Source organism: Parabacteroides sp. APC149_11_2_Y6 (assembly GCF_054506995.1).
The window spans coordinates 4,638,504-4,655,872 of sequence record NZ_CP173709.1 but is presented as its reverse complement, the minus strand read 5'-3'; the positions used below and the strand labels follow the sequence as shown (position 1 = coordinate 4,655,872).

At 42.0% G+C, this 17,369-nt stretch carries 7 protein-coding genes; all 7 read left to right on the top strand.

Going from position 1 to position 17,369, the window contains the following annotated elements; all coding sequences use genetic code 11:
* Positions 1 to 124: 124 nt before the first annotated feature.
* The 7 genes from ACGE0T_RS19125 to ACGE0T_RS19095 all read left to right on the top strand — a co-directional run bounded on the left by ACGE0T_RS19125 (position 125) and on the right by ACGE0T_RS19095 (position 17,361).
* On the top strand, positions 125 to 1,498 hold the full coding sequence (locus ACGE0T_RS19125) for a sugar porter family MFS transporter (RefSeq protein ID WP_459188164.1): 1,374 nt from the start codon (positions 125 to 127) through the stop codon (positions 1,496 to 1,498).
* An 11-nt stretch (positions 1,499 to 1,509) separates the two neighbouring features.
* The gene (locus tag ACGE0T_RS19120) at positions 1,510 to 4,797 is read left to right on the top strand and encodes a tetratricopeptide repeat protein (RefSeq protein WP_459188163.1); all 3,288 of its coding nucleotides are present in this window, start codon (positions 1,510 to 1,512) and stop codon (positions 4,795 to 4,797) included.
* Positions 4,798 to 5,215: 418 nt separating this feature from the next.
* Positions 5,216 to 6,337 (top strand): aldose epimerase family protein, encoded by a 1,122-nt coding sequence (locus tag ACGE0T_RS19115; RefSeq protein ID WP_459188162.1) that lies wholly within the window; start codon positions 5,216 to 5,218, stop codon positions 6,335 to 6,337.
* A gap of 4 nt (positions 6,338 to 6,341) precedes the next feature.
* Positions 6,342 to 9,143, top strand: a complete 2,802-nt coding sequence (locus ACGE0T_RS19110) for a sugar-binding domain-containing protein (RefSeq protein WP_459188161.1) — start codon at positions 6,342 to 6,344, stop codon at positions 9,141 to 9,143.
* A gap of 48 nt (positions 9,144 to 9,191) precedes the next feature.
* Positions 9,192 to 12,485, top strand: coding sequence for a SusC/RagA family TonB-linked outer membrane protein (locus ACGE0T_RS19105; protein WP_459188160.1), 3,294 nt, complete (start codon positions 9,192 to 9,194; stop codon positions 12,483 to 12,485).
* Positions 12,486 to 12,495: 10 nt separating this feature from the next.
* Entirely contained in the window at positions 12,496 to 14,508 is a 2,013-nt protein-coding gene (locus tag ACGE0T_RS19100; RefSeq protein ID WP_459188159.1) for a RagB/SusD family nutrient uptake outer membrane protein, read from the top strand.
* A 45-nt stretch (positions 14,509 to 14,553) separates the two neighbouring features.
* Positions 14,554 to 17,361, top strand: a complete 2,808-nt coding sequence (locus ACGE0T_RS19095; RefSeq protein WP_459188158.1) for a sugar-binding domain-containing protein — start codon at positions 14,554 to 14,556, stop codon at positions 17,359 to 17,361.
* Positions 17,362 to 17,369: the final 8 nt, after the last annotated feature.

The following is a 17,369-nucleotide window of genomic DNA, read 5'->3' as shown; positions in this document are numbered from 1 at the left end:
ATTTAAGAACAGGACAAACTTACAATTAAAATCGAAATATAGTCCATCTTCATAAATCTTTTATCTATTTATTTTTATTCCGGAAGCTATTTACTTTGCAGCATATCTTAAACATATGATTGTTATGAAACAAACAACGACCTATTTATTATTAATCTGCCTGGTTTCAGCCATGGGAGGATTATTGTTCGGTTACGACTGGGTGGTGATTGGAGGAGCTAAAATATTCTATGAGCCGTTTTTTAGTTTGGAAGGTTCAGCCGCATTGCGTGGCTGGGCGATGAGCAGTGCATTGATCGGTTGTCTGGCCGGGGCTTTGCTCTCCGGTTCCTGGAGCGACCGCTATGGGCGTAAGAAAATGTTGATTATAGCTTCTTTCCTATTTGTGGCATCGGCTATAGGTACCGGTGCGGTGGATAGTTTCACCTGGTTTGTGATTTATCGGATTATAGGAGGTTTTGGGATTGGAATCGCTTCGAATGTTTCACCGGTATATATAGCGGAGGTTTCTCCTGCTGCTGTCAGAGGGAAATTTGTTTCCCTGAACCAGTTGACCATCGTATTGGGTATTTTGATGGCGCAGTTGGCAAACTGGCAGATAGGCAGGTATTTTTCTTCGGGAACGGAAAGCCTGAGTGCAGAAAGTATTGAATGGGCTTGGCGCTGGATGTTTTGGGCGGAGCTGGTTCCGGCCGGTTTGTTTTTTATTTTGTCTTTTGTTATCCCGGAAAGCCCCCGCTGGCTGGCAACAATGGGACAACCGGTGGAAGCCGGGAAAATTCTGGCCCGTGTAGGTGGCAACGAATATGCACGACAGACTTTGGCGGAATTAGGTCAGTTGACCGATAGGAAAGAGGAAAGTGCGAATTGGCGTTCGCTTTTGCAACCCAATGTGCGGGGAGTCTTGGTTATAGGGATTGTCCTGGCTGTTTTCCAACAGTGGTGCGGCATTAATGTCATATTTAATTATGCACACGAGATCTTTTCGGAAGCCGGTTATGCCGTATCCGATGTATTGATGAATATTGTGGTAACAGGGATTACCAATGTGATTTTCACATTTGTTGCCATCTATACGGTAGATAAATGGGGCAGACGGACACTTATGTTTGTCGGTTCGGCTGGATTAGCTCTGATTTATGCGACTCTCGGAACCTGTTATTTTCTGGGAATGAGCGGGTGGCCGATGTTATTGCTGGTCGTTTTAGCAATAGCATGTTACGCAATGTCGCTGGCACCGGTCGTTTGGGTGGTACTTTCTGAAATATTTCCGGTACGAATACGTGGGATGGCGATGGCACTTTCTACCTTTTTCCTTTGGGTAGCCTGCTTCCTGCTCACTTATACATTCCCTATACTGAATGAAACGGTTGGAGCTTCGGGCACTTTCTGGTTGTATGGAATCATTTGTTTGGCAGGCTTTCTGTTTATTCGTGCCAAACTACCTGAAACAAAAGGTAAAACATTGGAAGAGCTGGAAAAAGAATTAACGAAATAACACGAATGAATATGGCAGAGATGGTGAATGTTTGGGAAGAAGATATTCTCTTACCGACGTATGGCATAGGAAAACCTGAGAAAAATCCTATGTTCCTCGAAAAGCGAGTTTATCAAGGAAGTAGTGGAGTTGTTTATCCATATCCTGTAGTAGAAAAAATTGAAGATACATGTGAGGATAAAAGTTACCATGCTATTTATCTGGAGAATGAGTACATCAAGGTAATGATATTACCGGAATTGGGCGGGCGTGTGCAAATGGCATACGACAAGCTGAAGAAGCGGCATTTTATCTATTACAATCATGTTATCAAACCGGCATTGGTCGGGTTGACGGGGCCCTGGATTTCGGGAGGAATCGAATTTAACTGGCCTCAGCACCATCGTCCGAGTACCTTTCTCCCGGTGGATTATTCGATAGAGAAACGCGCCGACGGCAGTGCGGTTGTTTGGGTGAGCGAAAGGGAACGTATGTTCCATCAGAAAGGGATGGCGGGCTTTACTTTGCGTCCGGGACGTGCCGTGCTGGAAATCCAGGGGAAGGTGTATAATCCCACTCCGATACCGCAGACTTTTCTTTGGTGGGCAAATCCGGCGGTTGCTGTAAATGAATATTACCAGTCCGTATTTCCCGGTGATGTGAATGCGGTGTTCGATCATGGCAAACGGGATGTATCCCGCTATCCGATAGCAACCGGAACTTATTATAAAATGGATTACTCGGCAGGTGTGGATATTTCCCGCTATAAGAATATTCCGGTACCGACTTCTTATATGGCGATCCGTTCCAAGTATAATTTTGTGGGCGGATATGAAAACGATACCCGTGCCGGCGTTTTACATGTGGCAAACCATCATATCTCTCCGGGTAAAAAACAATGGACGTGGGGTAACAGTGATTTCGGACAGGCTTGGGACCGTAACCTGACGGATGCGGACGGACCGTATATCGAATTGATGACAGGTGTCTATACGGACAATCAACCGGATTTTACCTGGTTGCAACCGTATGAGGAGAAAACGTTTACCCAATACTTTATGCCGTACCGGGAACTGGGTGTGGTAAAGAATGCTTCTTCCGATTTGTTAATGAATATCGAGCCGGATGGGGATGCTGCCTGCCTGAAACTATTTGCTACATCTGTTCAGAATGGATTGCATGTTTTAGTTACGAAAGCCGGGATTCCGGTGTTGGATACGGTAGAAAATATTTCACCTGAGCATCTTTTTGAAACAAGCGTCCCTGTTCCTGATTTGAAAGATGTTAGTGTATCGGTCTACGGAGCCTCCGGAAAATTAATGCTCTCCTGGGAACCTGAGCCGGATGAAATAAAGGAAGTGCCGGACCCGGCTAAAGCGGCTCTTGACCCTAAAGCGATTTGTACTACCGAACAACTTTATCTGACAGGTCTTCATCTGGAACAATATCGCCATGCGACTTATGCTCCGACCGATTATTATGAAGAAGCCCTGTTGCGTGATCCCGATGATGTACGCAACAATAATGCTATGGGCTTGTGGCTTATCCGCAAAGGGCAGTTCGGAAAGGCGGAAATTTATCTTCGCCGGGCTGTTAAAACATTGACAGAACGGAATCCAAACCCGTACGATGGCGAACCCTTGTATAATCTGGGACTTTCCTTAAAGTATCAGGACAAAACGGAAGAAGCGTACGATTTCTTTTATAAGGCTTGCTGGAATGCGGCCTGGCAGGATGCCGGTTATTATTCGCTGGCTCAGTTGTCTGCTGCCAAAGGAAATTGGGAGGATGCACTTTATGAAATAGATAAATCCTTGTTGCGTAATTGGCACAATCTTCGCGGACGTCATTTAAAGGCAATCATATTGCGTCGTCTGGAACGTACGGATGAGGCGCTTGCTTTTATAGAAAACTCCCTTTCCATCGACCGTTTTAATTTTGGTTGCGGATTAGAGAAGTATTTTATCTCCGGAAATGAAGCCGATAAGGATGCGTTGATAGCTTTAATGCGCCAGGAAGCCCATAATTACGAAGAACTGGCATTGGACTATGCTTCTGCCGGATGTTGGGAGGAAGCGCTGGCAGTTGCAGATATAGCTATACATGCTTCTGTCTCCAATCAGACCTTATTACACTATTATAAGGCTTGGTTCTTATTGAAACTGGAACGTATCGATGAAGGGCAAGAGGCTATCCGGATTGCCGAAAAACAATCACCGGATTGCTGTTTCCCGAATGCTTTGGATGCGATTTTGGCTCTTCGGTCTGTTATTGATTTTGCCGGGAGAGCTCCGAAGGCTTGCTATTATTTGGGAAATCTTTGGTATGATAAGCGTCAGTATGCGGAAGCAATCGCTTGTTGGGAGCAATCTGCTAAGCTGGATGGGGCATTCCCTACCGTTCTTCGCAATCTCTCTCTTGCTTATTTCAATAAACTGGATAAACAACAGGAGGCAGTTCTGTTATTAGAGAAAGCATTTGCCTTGGATACCACGGATGCCCGTATCCTGATGGAGTTAGACCAGTTGTATAAACGCCTGAATCGTCCGCATGCCGACCGTTTGGCTTTCTTGGAAAGGAATAGGGAAGTGGTATTTACCCGCGATGATTTGTATCTGGAATATGTGACTTTGTTAAACCAATTGGGACGTTATGAAGAAGCAGTCCAAATGATTACAGCCCGCAAATTCCATCCGTGGGAAGGAGGCGAAGGCAAAGTTCCTGCCCAATATCAACTGGCACGTGTGGAAATAGTGAAAAAACTATTGCATGACAATGAATTTGAAAAAGCATTGCAGTGGATTGACGAATGTTTTGTGTATCCTCACAATCTGGGTGAAGGGAAATTGTACGGTGCCCAGGAAAATGATTTCAATTATTATAAGGCCTGTGCTTTATATGGCTTAGGGCGCAAAGAAGAAGCGGAAGCTTTGTTTGTCGCAGCCAGCGTAGGCAACAGCCAACCCGCAGCCGCTATGTATTATAACGACCAGAAACCGGATAAGATATTTTATCAGGGATTGGCACTTCGTAAATTAGGACGTGAAGCGGAGGCGCGTAGCCGGTTCAATAATTTGATTGCATATGGGGAAAAACATTTGTTCGATGTATTCAAGATGGATTATTTTGCCGTCTCTCTTCCGGATCTGCAGATTTGGGAAGATGATATGAATAAAAAGAACCGTATCCATTGTAACTATCTGATGGGACTGGGTCATTTGGGACTGGGTCATGTGGATAAGGCAAAGTTTTATTTCGAAGAAGCTGCCGCAATGGATAATAATCATCAAGGCGTGCAGATTCATGCTGCAATGATATAAAGAGTTGGGTGCTGATGAACAAATACAGGTATGGATTTTCTCTCTGTATATCGTCAGGCGTTTAATATCAAAGGTTGCTGTACAGTAGCTATGGCGGTATAAATATAAAAGAAGGAGTTATTAACTAAATAATCCATTTGTTTAATATATAAAATTAATGGCTTTAACATAATCTTTGATAGTTAAAGTGGAAAACTTTCGACTGTAATTAAAGTATATTGCACATATTTGTGAAAATACAAACTTTATAGTCGATAGTTTTCTATGTGCCTCATAAAATAAAATGTGTAAGTGTGAAATCGAAGAATAATCCATTTATATAATATTTTTATCTATTTGTTGGCTCTATGATATACTATTACTTTGTGCTATGGAGATGATGAAAAACTTTTATTGAGTCGAATATAAAGGTTTCTGTTTGGAGAAGATCGAATCTGAATACCGGAAGGCGCAAAAGTTGGATTATATGAATGTCTTATCGAATACTATATTAGAAAAAGGATTTCAGGGGTATTTATATACCTTGCATAATCAGCAGGGAACGATTGCCCGGTTTACCAGTTATGGGGCTCGATGGATTAGCATGTGCACTTCCGATAGACAGGGCATTTTTGATGATGTTTTGTTAGGATTTAATTCTCTGCAGGAATATAGCTCTGCGAAAGAACAATATCATGGCGCTATCGTCGGACGGGTTTGCGGACGTATAAACAATGCCCGGTTTTCTTTGGATGGAAAGGAGTATGTATTAGCTGCGAATGACGTATATGGAAAACCGGCTCCCAATCATTTACATGGAGGAAATCTTGCCTTCCATAACCGTTATTGGAACGGAAGGCTTACATCGAATGAAGCGGGAGAGGAAATGGTGGTTTTTACATGTCGCGCTCTTGACGGGGAGGAGGGTTATCCGGGAAATGTAGATGTGGAAGTCAGTTATACACTCCGGAATGATAATGCATTATGTATGGAATGCAAGGCGGTTTGTGATAAAAAGACACCTGTAAATCTTACAAACCACGCATTTTTCAATTTATCAGGTAAGCCGGCAGATATTCTTTCTCATAAATTAAGGCTTGAAGCTCCCCGGATTATCGAATGTGATGAAGAATTAATACCTACAGGTAACTATATATCTACTGAAGGAACAGAATTGGATTTTAAGATATTCCGCCCGTTATCCGCTTCAATGCAATCGGACTTGTTTCAAATAAAAGAAAATAAAGGCTTTTCTCTTGCCTTTGCTTTAGACAGGAAAAGTGAAGATGGGTTATCTCTGGCTGCAGAGCTCTTCGATGAATTGAGTGGAAGGAAATTATCTATTTATACGAATCAACCTTCGTTGCAGGTTTATACCGGCTATTTTATGGATGGAAGCGATACAGGAAAGCATGGTAAACCTTATTTTAAAAATGCAGGAATTGCATTAGAAACGCAGGGATTTCCGGATGCAGTCAATCATTCCGGTTTTCCGTCCGTAATCCTTTTACCGGGACAGACCTATTATCATCACACAGAATATAAATTTAGCATACAATAAGATTATGAAAAACATCAACTACTACATGATTCTACTTTTTTCCCTAATTAGTCTATCAGCTTGTAAAGATACCCCTTCTACAATATCATTGGCTGGAGAATGGGACTTCTCACTGGATAGTACTGATGTAGGAATTTCTCAGGGGTGGTATGCAAACTCTTTTGAAGATAAGATTCAATTACCGGGAACTACAGATGATGCCGGTTACGGAATCCCGAACCGGTTGCCTCCTTCAATCGGCAAACCTCAGGTGCTCCATTTAACCCGTAAAAATAGTTATGTGGGTCCGGCATGGTATACACGTGAAGTTATAATTCCTTCAGATTGGGATGGAAAGAATGTTGAATTGAAATTAGAACGGGTTATCTGGCAAACCTCTGTTTGGGTGGATGGAGCAGCCGTTCCCGGTAGGCAGGAAAGTTTGATAAGTCCTCATTTGTTTGATTTGACAAACTACCTGACTCCGGGTAAACATCGTTTGACTATCCGGGTGGATAACCGGAAGCAGTATGATATTACGATAGACGATAAAGCTCATGCTTATACGAATGAGACGCAAATTATGTGGAATGGTATTTTGGGAGAAATCTCGTTGCGGGCTAAAAATGCCGTTTCCATCGAAAATTTGCAGGTGTATCCGGACATAAAGAACAATCAGGTAGGTGTAAAAGGAAAACTTGTTAATACAGGGATATCCACAAAAGGAACATTATATGTTGCTATAAAACAAAAGGTTTCCGGCAAAACTGTTTCTGAAGTTAAGAAGGATGTGGAGATCCCGGTAGGCGAAACGGCATTGGATTTATTCTGCGGGATGGGAAACGATGTTCAGTATTGGAGCGAGTTTAATCCGTTTCTGTATGAAATGAATGTACAGATTGAAGCGGATAAGAATAAATCAAATGCCTGCGTGGATTTCGGAATGCGGCAGATAAGCCGTAACCAGTCAGAATTATTGGTAAATGGAAAGAAGACCTTTCTGCGTGGAACTTTGGAATGCTGTATTTTCCCGCTGACAGGTTATCCTCCGACAACTGCGGATGGATGGGTGAAAGTGTTTGGAACTGCTCGTGAATGGGGATTGAACCATCTTCGTTTCCATTCCTGGTGTCCTCCGGAAGCTGCCTTTAAAGTTGCCGATTCCCTTGGTTTCTATTTACAGATAGAATTACCTTTTTGGTCGTTGACGGTAGGGCAGGATGCCGGAACAAATGCTTTTGTACGGGAAGAAGCCAGTCGTATACTGTCGGAATATGGTAATCATCCGTCTTTCTGTTTCCTTAGTTTGGGTAATGAATTACAGCCGGATTTTAAATTTTTAGGTGGATTACTGGACCAGGTTAAATCTGCAGACCCCCGGCATTTATATACTACAACTTCTTTTACTTTCGAACGGGGACATGGTGACTGGCCGGAGCCAAACGATGATTTTTTTATTACCCAATGGACCCGGAAGGGCTGGGTGCGTGGTCAGGGCGTTTTCGATGTGGAAAGTCCTAACTTCAATAAAGATTATTCTGCTTCAGTGGAAGGTATGCCCGTGCCGGTAGTTACCCACGAAGTGGGACAATATGCCGTTTATCCTGACCTGAAAGAAATAGATAAATATACGGGAGTTCTGGAACCTCTGAATTTTAAAGGGGTAAAGCGGGAGTTGGAGAAGAAAGGACTGTTGGATAGAGCGGAAGATTATTTGATGGCATCAGGAAAGTTGGCTGCTATCCTGTACAAAGAGGAAATAGAACGGGCTATGAAAACTCCGGGAATCAGTGGCTTTCAATTATTGGACTTGCATGATTTCCCGGGGCAAAGTACTGCATTGGTAGGCTTGCTGAATGCTTTTTGGGACAGTAAAGGAGTAGCGGATGCGAAAGATTTCCGCCAGTTTTCAGCCCCGGTTGTTCCGTTAGCCCGTTTTGAGAAAGCGGTGTATACCAATAGCGAATCGTTTAATGCTGCTGTCGAAATAGCTAATTACGGTGCAGATGTATTGAATGATAAAACATTGAACTGGTCTTTGGCTGATAATTCCGGCCGTATTTTGAAAAAAGGCTCTTTTGCACTGAACGGAGTACGGATAGGTGGAGGAAATGTTGTCGGGGATATTGTTTGCCCGTTGGATGAGGTTAAAGAGGCGGAGCAATTAAGTTTGGTCGCACGGATTGAAGGTACTGAGTATGCAAATAGTTGGAAGATATGGGTATACCCGGCTTCATTGATTATTGATAAAGGCAATATCATTGTTACAGATAAATTGGCGGAAGCTCGAAGTGCACTTGAAGCAGGAAAGAAAGTACTGTATAATCTTCCTTATGAATCCGGTGTGGGATTACCGGGCAAGTTCGTTCCAGTATTCTGGAGCCCGGTTCATTTTCCGAAGCAGGCAGGAACGATGGGCTTGTTACTTAATCCGGAACACAAAGCTTTTGAGAATTTCCCGACGGAAGGGCATACCGACTGGCAATGGTGGAGCTTGACTACACAATCCACGACGCTTGTTGTCGATAGTTTTTACCGGCATATTACACCGCTTGTGGAGTGTGTGGATAACTTCGCTAACAACCGTCGTTTATCTAATCTTTTCGAAACGAACTGCCTGAATGGAAAACTTGTGGTATGCAGTATGGATATATTGGATAGCCAAGCTGTAGACCCGGTGAAAAAGCAGTTACTATATAGTTTGATACATTATATGCAATCCGATGCTTTTGTTCCAACGGAGTCGGTTGCATTTGAAAATATCCAGTCTCTGGTAAGCCCGAGTTTAAAAAGAGGAAATAGGGCGAGTCCTGAGTCTATTTATTAGTTGGACACTATAGGGATATATCTTTTATTTATTTAAATCTTTATTATTATGACAGAGAAAAAGAAAAGGGGATTATTGTACCTTAGAAATTGGAAAGAGTCTGTTATTCTGCTCTCATGTATTACGGGAGCGATCGTATTTCCATCCACATCTTATGCGTTGGACGGAAATAATGTTACTTCTCCAATAGTATATCAACAAGCATCTTACGAACTGTCGGGTGTTGTTGTCGATGATGCGGGAGAAGCTTTAGCTGGTGTAAATATTGCGATTAAAGGAAAAACACGAGGTACGATTACCGATGTAAATGGTAAGTTTACCTTGAATGTAAGTCAGGGTGAGACATTGGTGGTTTCTTTTATCGGAATGATTACAAAAGAGATAAAAATTACAGGACAAAGAGAGTTGAACATTGAGTTGGTCGCGGATACACAAAACCTGGATGAGGTTGTAGTTGTAGGTTTTGGTACTCAGAAAAAAGTCAATTTAACGGGTTCTGTAGGTGTTGCGGATGCAAAAGCATTGGAATCACGTCCTGTAATGACCGCTGCTCAGGCTTTGCAAGGTATGGTGCCGGGATTGCAAATTTCCCAGAACATGGGAGGATTGGAAAAACGTGCAAGCATGAACATCCGTGGTACTGCGACAATCGGTAAAGGTTCGAGTGGTAGTCCGCTTATTTTGATTGATGGAATGGAGGGAGATATTGATGCTATAAATCCTCAGGATATAGAAAATATCTCGGTATTGAAGGATGCGGCTGCATCTTCTATTTATGGTTCCCGTGCTCCTTTTGGGGTAATTTTGGTAACAACTAAAAAGGGAAGAGTTGGAAAACCGACGGTAAATTATAATAATAGTTTCCGCTGGAGTGACCCAGTCTTATTACCTCAAATGGCTGATTCCTACACTTTCGCTACCTATTTTAATGATGGTTGCATCAATGGCGGATATGCACCTCAGTTTGGAGAAGACCAAATGCAGAGAATTAAAGACTACCAGAGCGGTAAACTTACGACATCTGTGCCCGTTAACCCGAGTAATCCTAATATGTGGGGGGACGGTTATCTTTATGGAAATGATAACGTGGATTGGTATGATGCCGTGTATCGGAATTGGGTCTTTTCCCAGGAACACAATTTTAGTCTGAACGGAGGAAATGAAGCCGTTAATTATTATTTGTCTATGAACTATCTGGACCAGAACGGGATGATGAAGCTGGACCAGGACACATATGACAGATATACGGCAACAGCGAAGATCAATGTGAAGATTACCGATTGGGCTCAATTAAATTATAGTAATCGTTTTATCCGGGAAGATTTGATGCGTCCTTCTTTTCTCCGGGATGATTTCTTCCAGTCTTTAGGTCGCCAGGGATGGCCGACGCTTCCGTTATACGATCCGAATGGATATTTGTATGCTGCTCCGTCTCCCGCGTTGAATTTACGGGATGGTGGTCGTGGCAAATATCAAACGGATTATTTGTATCAACAGGCACAATTGGTATTGGAACCTATTAAAGGTTGGAAAACTTTTGTGGATTTCAATTATAGAATAAAGAGTGCCAATACCCACTGGGAAATACAAAAGACCTATAATCATGATGTAGAAGGCAAGCCTTATCCGTATAATAATAATTCGCATGTACATGAAGAACATGCAAAAGAGAATTATACCAATTTTAGTGCATATACGGAGTACACGAAATCATTGGATTCCGGACATAACTTTAAAGGGATGGTCGGATTTCAGTCGGAATTGATGAAAAGGAAGACATTTGCACTTCAGCGTGAAGGTATTATCATCCCGTCTTTACCGGAAGTCGATTTAACAACCGGTTTGGATGTTTATGGAAAAGAGGTGTCTCCTACTGTAAACGGTGCTTCTGACCATTGGGCTACGGCTGGTTTCTTTGGACGTATCAATTACGACTATCAAGGAAAATACTTGGCTGAGGTTAATTTGCGTTATGATGGAACTTCCCGTTTCAGAGCAGATAATCGTTGGAGTTGGTTCCCTTCATTCTCACTTGGATGGAATGTTGCCCGGGAAGGATTTTGGTCTAATCTGGAAGAGTATGTAAGTACCTTTAAGTTTAGAGGTTCATACGGTGAATTAGGTAACCAGAATACGGATAGTTGGTATCCGACATACCAGGCGATGACGGTTAAGGCCTCCAATGGAGATTGGTTGATGAATGGATTGAAGCCTAATACATCGGCAGCCCCGGGTTTGGTCAGTTCTACAATGACATGGGAAAGAGTAAAAACATGGAACGTAGGTTTGGATTTTGGTGCGCTGAATAATCGTTTGAATGGTTCGGTAGATGTCTACTCCAGAAAGACTCTGGATATGGTTGGCCCGGCTCCTGAATTACCTGTTATTTTAGGAACAGCAGTACCTCAGACGAATAATACGGACTTGAGAACCTATGGATGGGAATTGTCTATCGGCTGGAATGACCAACTTAAGTGTGGTTTGGGCTATGGCGTTAAATTCCTGTTATCCGATTCCCAAACGGAAATTACCCGCTATCCGAATGAAACGGGCTCATTAAATACAGATGTGAATGCAGATAAAGATAAGGCAGTATATAGAACTGGTATGAAACTTGGTGAAATATGGGGGTACGAAACCATTGGAATTGCAAAAACTCAGGAAGAGATGGATGCCCATCTGGCCTCATTGCCTAATGGAGGACAGGATGCTGTCGGGAGCCGTTGGGGAGCCGGTGATATCATGTATGCAGATTTGAATGGAGACGGAAAGATTGATAATGGGGCTAATACTGAAAGCGATCATGGAGATTTGGTTGTCATAGGTAATACTACTCCTCGGTATTTATTCGGTCTGGATTTGAATCTGGATTATAAAGGATTTGATTTCCGTGCATTTTTCCAGGGTGTGATGAAAAGAGATTATTTCCAGAATAGTTATTATTTCTGGGGGGCTTCTTCCTCTGTTTGGGAATCGACCTGTATGCTTCCTCATCTGGATTATTTTAGAGATGATCCCGACCATGTACTGGGACAAAACCTGGATTCTTATTTCCCACGGCCGGATTTCAGCTCTTCAAAGAACCGGCAAACGCAATCCCGTTATTTGCAGAATGCAGCTTATATCCGTTTGAAAAATATACAATTAGGATACACATTACCGGAATTGATTACGAAGAAATTCCTCGTGTCCAAATTAAGAGTATATGTTTCCGGCGAAAATTTATGGACTGGTACTAAAATGTTTGGAACATTTGATCCTGAAACTATTGATGGAGGATGGAATGGAAGTGTTTATCCTCTTTCTAAAACAATATCATTTGGGTTAAGTCTTACTTTTTAATTAGAATAGCATGAAAACGACAAGAATATTGGAAAAGATACTGGGTATATTAATGGTTGGTTCATTCTTTGCCTGTAATGATTATCTCGACAGAGAACCGCTGACTATGGTTACGCCTGAAAATTATTTAACGGAAGAGTCTCAATTAGCTTCATACGCTAATAATTTGTATTCTACCATCTTGCCCTCCCATTCCAATTCCGGAACAGGGTATGGGACGTATGGCATGGATATGCATACGGACAAGCAGGCGCATAAGAACTATGATAACCGGTATGTTCCGGGACAATGGAAAGTGGAACAAACCGGAGGAAGCTGGAGTTTTGATATGATTTATAGCTGTAACTATTTTATCCAAAATGTGGTGCCGAAATGGCAAGCGGGAGAAATGGAAGGTGATGAAACGAATATCAAACAATATATAGGAGAAATCTATTTCCTGAGAGCCTATGAGTATTTTAAGAAACTTCAGGAATTTGGAGACTTCCCCATTGTTAAGACCACGCTTCCCGATGAAATGGAGCCATTGGTAGAGGCAAGCAAGCGTTCTCCCAGAAATGAAGTGGCACGGTTTATTATTTCAGATTTGGATTCTGCGGCTCTTTTATTAAAAGATAAACCGGATGATAAGAAAAATCGTATTTCTAAGAACTGTGCATTATTGGTAAAATCCAGAGTTGCTTTATTTGAAGGTACATGGTTGAAATATTTTAAAAACACGGCTTTTGTTCCTAATGGAGAAGGATGGCCTGGAAAAAATAAAGATTATAATGCCGGATACCAGTATCCGTTGGGAGATATAGATAAAGAAATAGATTATTTTCTTTCTTTAGCGATGGAATCTGCAAAACAGGTAGCCGATAATATTCCATTGGTTGATAATAATGGTATCTTGCAGCAAACTTTGGCCGATCCAACGAATCCTTATTTCGATATGTTTAGTGCGGAAGATATGTCTGGTTTTAGTGAAGTGCTATTATGGAGACAATATAGTAAAGGCTTAGCTCTAACACATGGGGTGGTACAGCAGGCTCAGTTAGGAAATGATGGTGTTGGTCCTACACGGGGTATGGTAAATACGTTTTTGATGAAAAACGGCTTACCTATCTATAATACAGCTTCTACTTATGCCGGTGATGACGAAATATCGAAAGTCAGGGAAAATAGAGATGGCAGACTGTGGTTATTTTTGAAAGAACCCGGACAGACAAATATACTGTATGATTCTCCTGAAAATACACATGGTACAAAAGTAGAGCCTGTTCCGGATATTACAAACGGAAGTGCAGGCTGGCAGTATGGGACAGGATATGCGTTAAGAAAAGGGTTGAATTATGATGGAAAACATTGCGGGAACTTTTTAGGATATACCGGCAGTATTACTTTCCGGGCATCGGAAGCCTATTTGAACTATATGGAAGCTTGTTATGAGAAAACAGGAACAATTGATAATGTGGCAAGTGGCTATTGGAAGCAACTTAGAAACCGTGCGTTTGTAGATGATGATTATAATAAGACCATAGCTGCTACCGATATGAGTGAAGAGGCAAAGTTTGATTGGAGTGCTTATTCTGCAGGCCAGTTGATTGATCCGGTTTTATATAATATTCGTAGGGAGCGTTCCAGTGAATTGATGGCTGAAGGCTTCCGCTATATGGATTTGAAACGTTGGAGATCTATGGACCAACTGATAACAACCCCTTATCATATTGAAGGCTTTAAATTATGGGGACCGATGCAGACTTGGTATGATAAACCGGGAGGCGGAACATTATTGGTTTACGGACTGAATGATCCGGCAGCAAATGTTTCGGCACCGTCAATAAGTCCTTATCTTCGTCCTTATGAAATTAATTCGAAATCATTAGTTTTAAATGGATATAAGTGGAGCATGGCTCATTATCTTGCACCGATTGCCATACAACATTTTATGATTACTTCTACGGGTGAAGATGTTTCAAATTCACCTATTTATCAGAATCCGGGTTGGCCGTTAGTACCGAACCAGGGTCCGACAATGTAAGGAAATGGTCATGGTGTACATTGATTCGAATCTTAAATAATTTATATGAAAAAGAAGAATATAAAAGCTGTATCTTATCTGATAGTATCTACGCTATTGGCATTAGTTTCTTGTACTGATTCTCCATCCGAGCTTTCTTTGGCTGGAGAGTGGAATTTTGCACTTGACCCCGATAATATCGGGGTTAAGGAGCAATGGCAGCAGAAAGAACTTTCAGATAAAGTCCGGTTGCCGGGGTCTTTGCAGGAACAGGGAAAGGGGGAGGATGTCAGTATCCATACCCAATGGACCGGTGCTGTGGTGGATAAATCGTGGTATACTGCAGATGAGTATGCTAAATATCGTGAACCGGGTAATGTGAAAGTCCCGTTTTGGTTGAACCCTGATAAATATTATACGGGCGTTGCCTGGTATCAAAGGGAAATTGAGATACCGGAATCATGGGGTGGCAAGCGTATTTTATTTGAATTTGAACGTACTCATTGGGAAACGTCTTTATATATTGACGGCAAAGAGACAGGTCATCAGGATGCGCTTCAGGTTCCTCACAGATATGTGGTAAGTACTTTAACTCCCGGCAAGCATGTATTGTCTTTAAGAGTCGATAATCGTGTGCATATAGATGTCGGTTCGAATGCCCATAGTGTTTCCGACCATACTCAGACAAATTGGAATGGAGTTATAGGTGAGATTAATATGAAAGCGCTCCCTACTTTAGCTATTGATCATATACAGGTATATCCTGATGCAAAGGCAAGGAAGGCTAACGTAAAGGTTTATCTGGATGGAAAACCTGAAGGTTCCCGTTTGGCTTTGAATGTCCTTTTTGAAGGGCGTCCGATACTAAAGAAAGAAATAGATGTTGAGCCGGATGCCGGGGATCTTATAGAAACAACGATTGAATGGAATGACGATGTTAAGTTGTGGTCTGAATTTACTCCGAATGTTTACCGTTTGCATGCTGCTTTGTCTTCTCAGGATGGGGTTTGCGAGAAAGATATAAATTTCGGATTCCGCGAACTTAAAGTAAACGGTACCCGCTTTGATATAAACGGTCGTCCTATATTCCTTCGCGGAACATTGGAATGTTGTATTTTTCCGAAAACCGGTTATCCGGCAATGGATAATGCCTATTGGGCTAAAATATATGCTACATGTAAAAGTTACGGTTTGAATCATGTCCGCTTCCATTCCTGGTGTCCTCCGGCTGCCGCATTCCATGTAGCAGACAGTATGGGTGTATATCTTCAGGTAGAGTGTGGCGGATGGACTTCCGTAGGTGACGGGAACAAGCAGGACAAATGGATTAAAGAAGAAAGTATTCGTATCCTGAAAGAGTATGGCAATCATCCTTCTTTCTGTATGTTGGCATACGGTAATGAACCGTCAGGCAATAATCAGGTAAATTATTTAAATGATCTGGTCGTTTATTGGAAAAAACATGATGCTGGCAGACGCCTGTATACAAGTTCTGGCGGATGGCCTCTGATACCGGATGGTGATTACTATAATACGGATAAACCCCGTATAGGAGGAATCGGCCGTATAGAGAATATTCTGAATGTTTATGTTCCCCGTACAAACTATGATTTCCGAGACCGCATTTTGGAGAACCTGCCGGTAGTGAGCCATGAAGTTGGTCAGTGGTGCGTATATCCTGATTTTAAAGAGATAGATAAATATACAGGTGTTCTGAAAGCCAAGAATTTTGAGATTTTCAAAGAAACCTTGAATGAAAAAGGTTTGGGAGATATGGCGGATAAATTCTTGTATGCTTCCGGCCGTTTGCAGACATTATGCTATAAAATGGATATAGAAGCAGCTTTGCGTACTCCGGGGTTTGCCGGATTCCAGCTTTTGGACTTGCATGATTTCCCGGGTCAGGGAACTGCTCTGGTTGGTGTATTGAATCCTTTCTGGGAAAGTAAAGGATATGTAGACGATAAAGAATACAGCCGGTTCTGTAATCAAACGGTTCCTTTAGCAAGAATGTCCAAACTTATATGGAAAAATAACGAGCAGTTTAAGGCGGATATCGAGTTTGCCCATTTCGGAGAAAAGCCGCTGAAGGGAGCGAATGTTTTGTGGAATATTGAAACAAAAGACGGTAAAGTCGTAAAATCCGGTTCTTTCAAACGGGATCTTCCTATCGGTAATGTAATAGAGGTTGGCAGTATCGAATATCCGTTGAATACTTTCTCCGAACCTACCCAATTGACCTTGAAGGTGAATGTGGAAAATACAAAGGTGGCAAATAGCTGGCATGTCTGGGTATATCCTTCCGAAAAGAAAGAAATACAAAAGATGCCTTATATTACACATGAATTGGATAAAACCGCAATGGATAAGCTGAATCAGGGCGAAAATGTGTTGCTCCTTTCTTATGGAAAGATTGCTCCGAAAAAGGGTGGAGATATAAGAGTCGCATTTACCCCTATTTTCTGGAATACGGCATGGACTTACAATGTGCCTCCGCATACTTTGGGATTTTTGTGTGACCCTGCTCATGCCGCTTTTGCTTCGTTCCCGAATGACGGCTATTCGGATTTCCAATGGAAGGAACTTGCCGTAAGTTGTAATGCTATGGTAATGGATGATTTCCCTCATGATTTCAGACCTTTGGTTTATGTAATTGATGACTGGTTTAAAAACAGGAAACTGGGCGTACTCTTTGAAGGTAAAATGGGTAAAGGTAATTTGATGGTTTGCAGTATCGACTTGGATACGGACCTGGATAACAGATTATCTGCTGCTCAATTTAAACAAAGTCTCTTGGAATATATGGCATCTTCTCAATTCAATCCGCAGAAGGAGGTAACTCCTGAATTGATAAAGAACTTGCTCGTAAAGTAAACGTATGA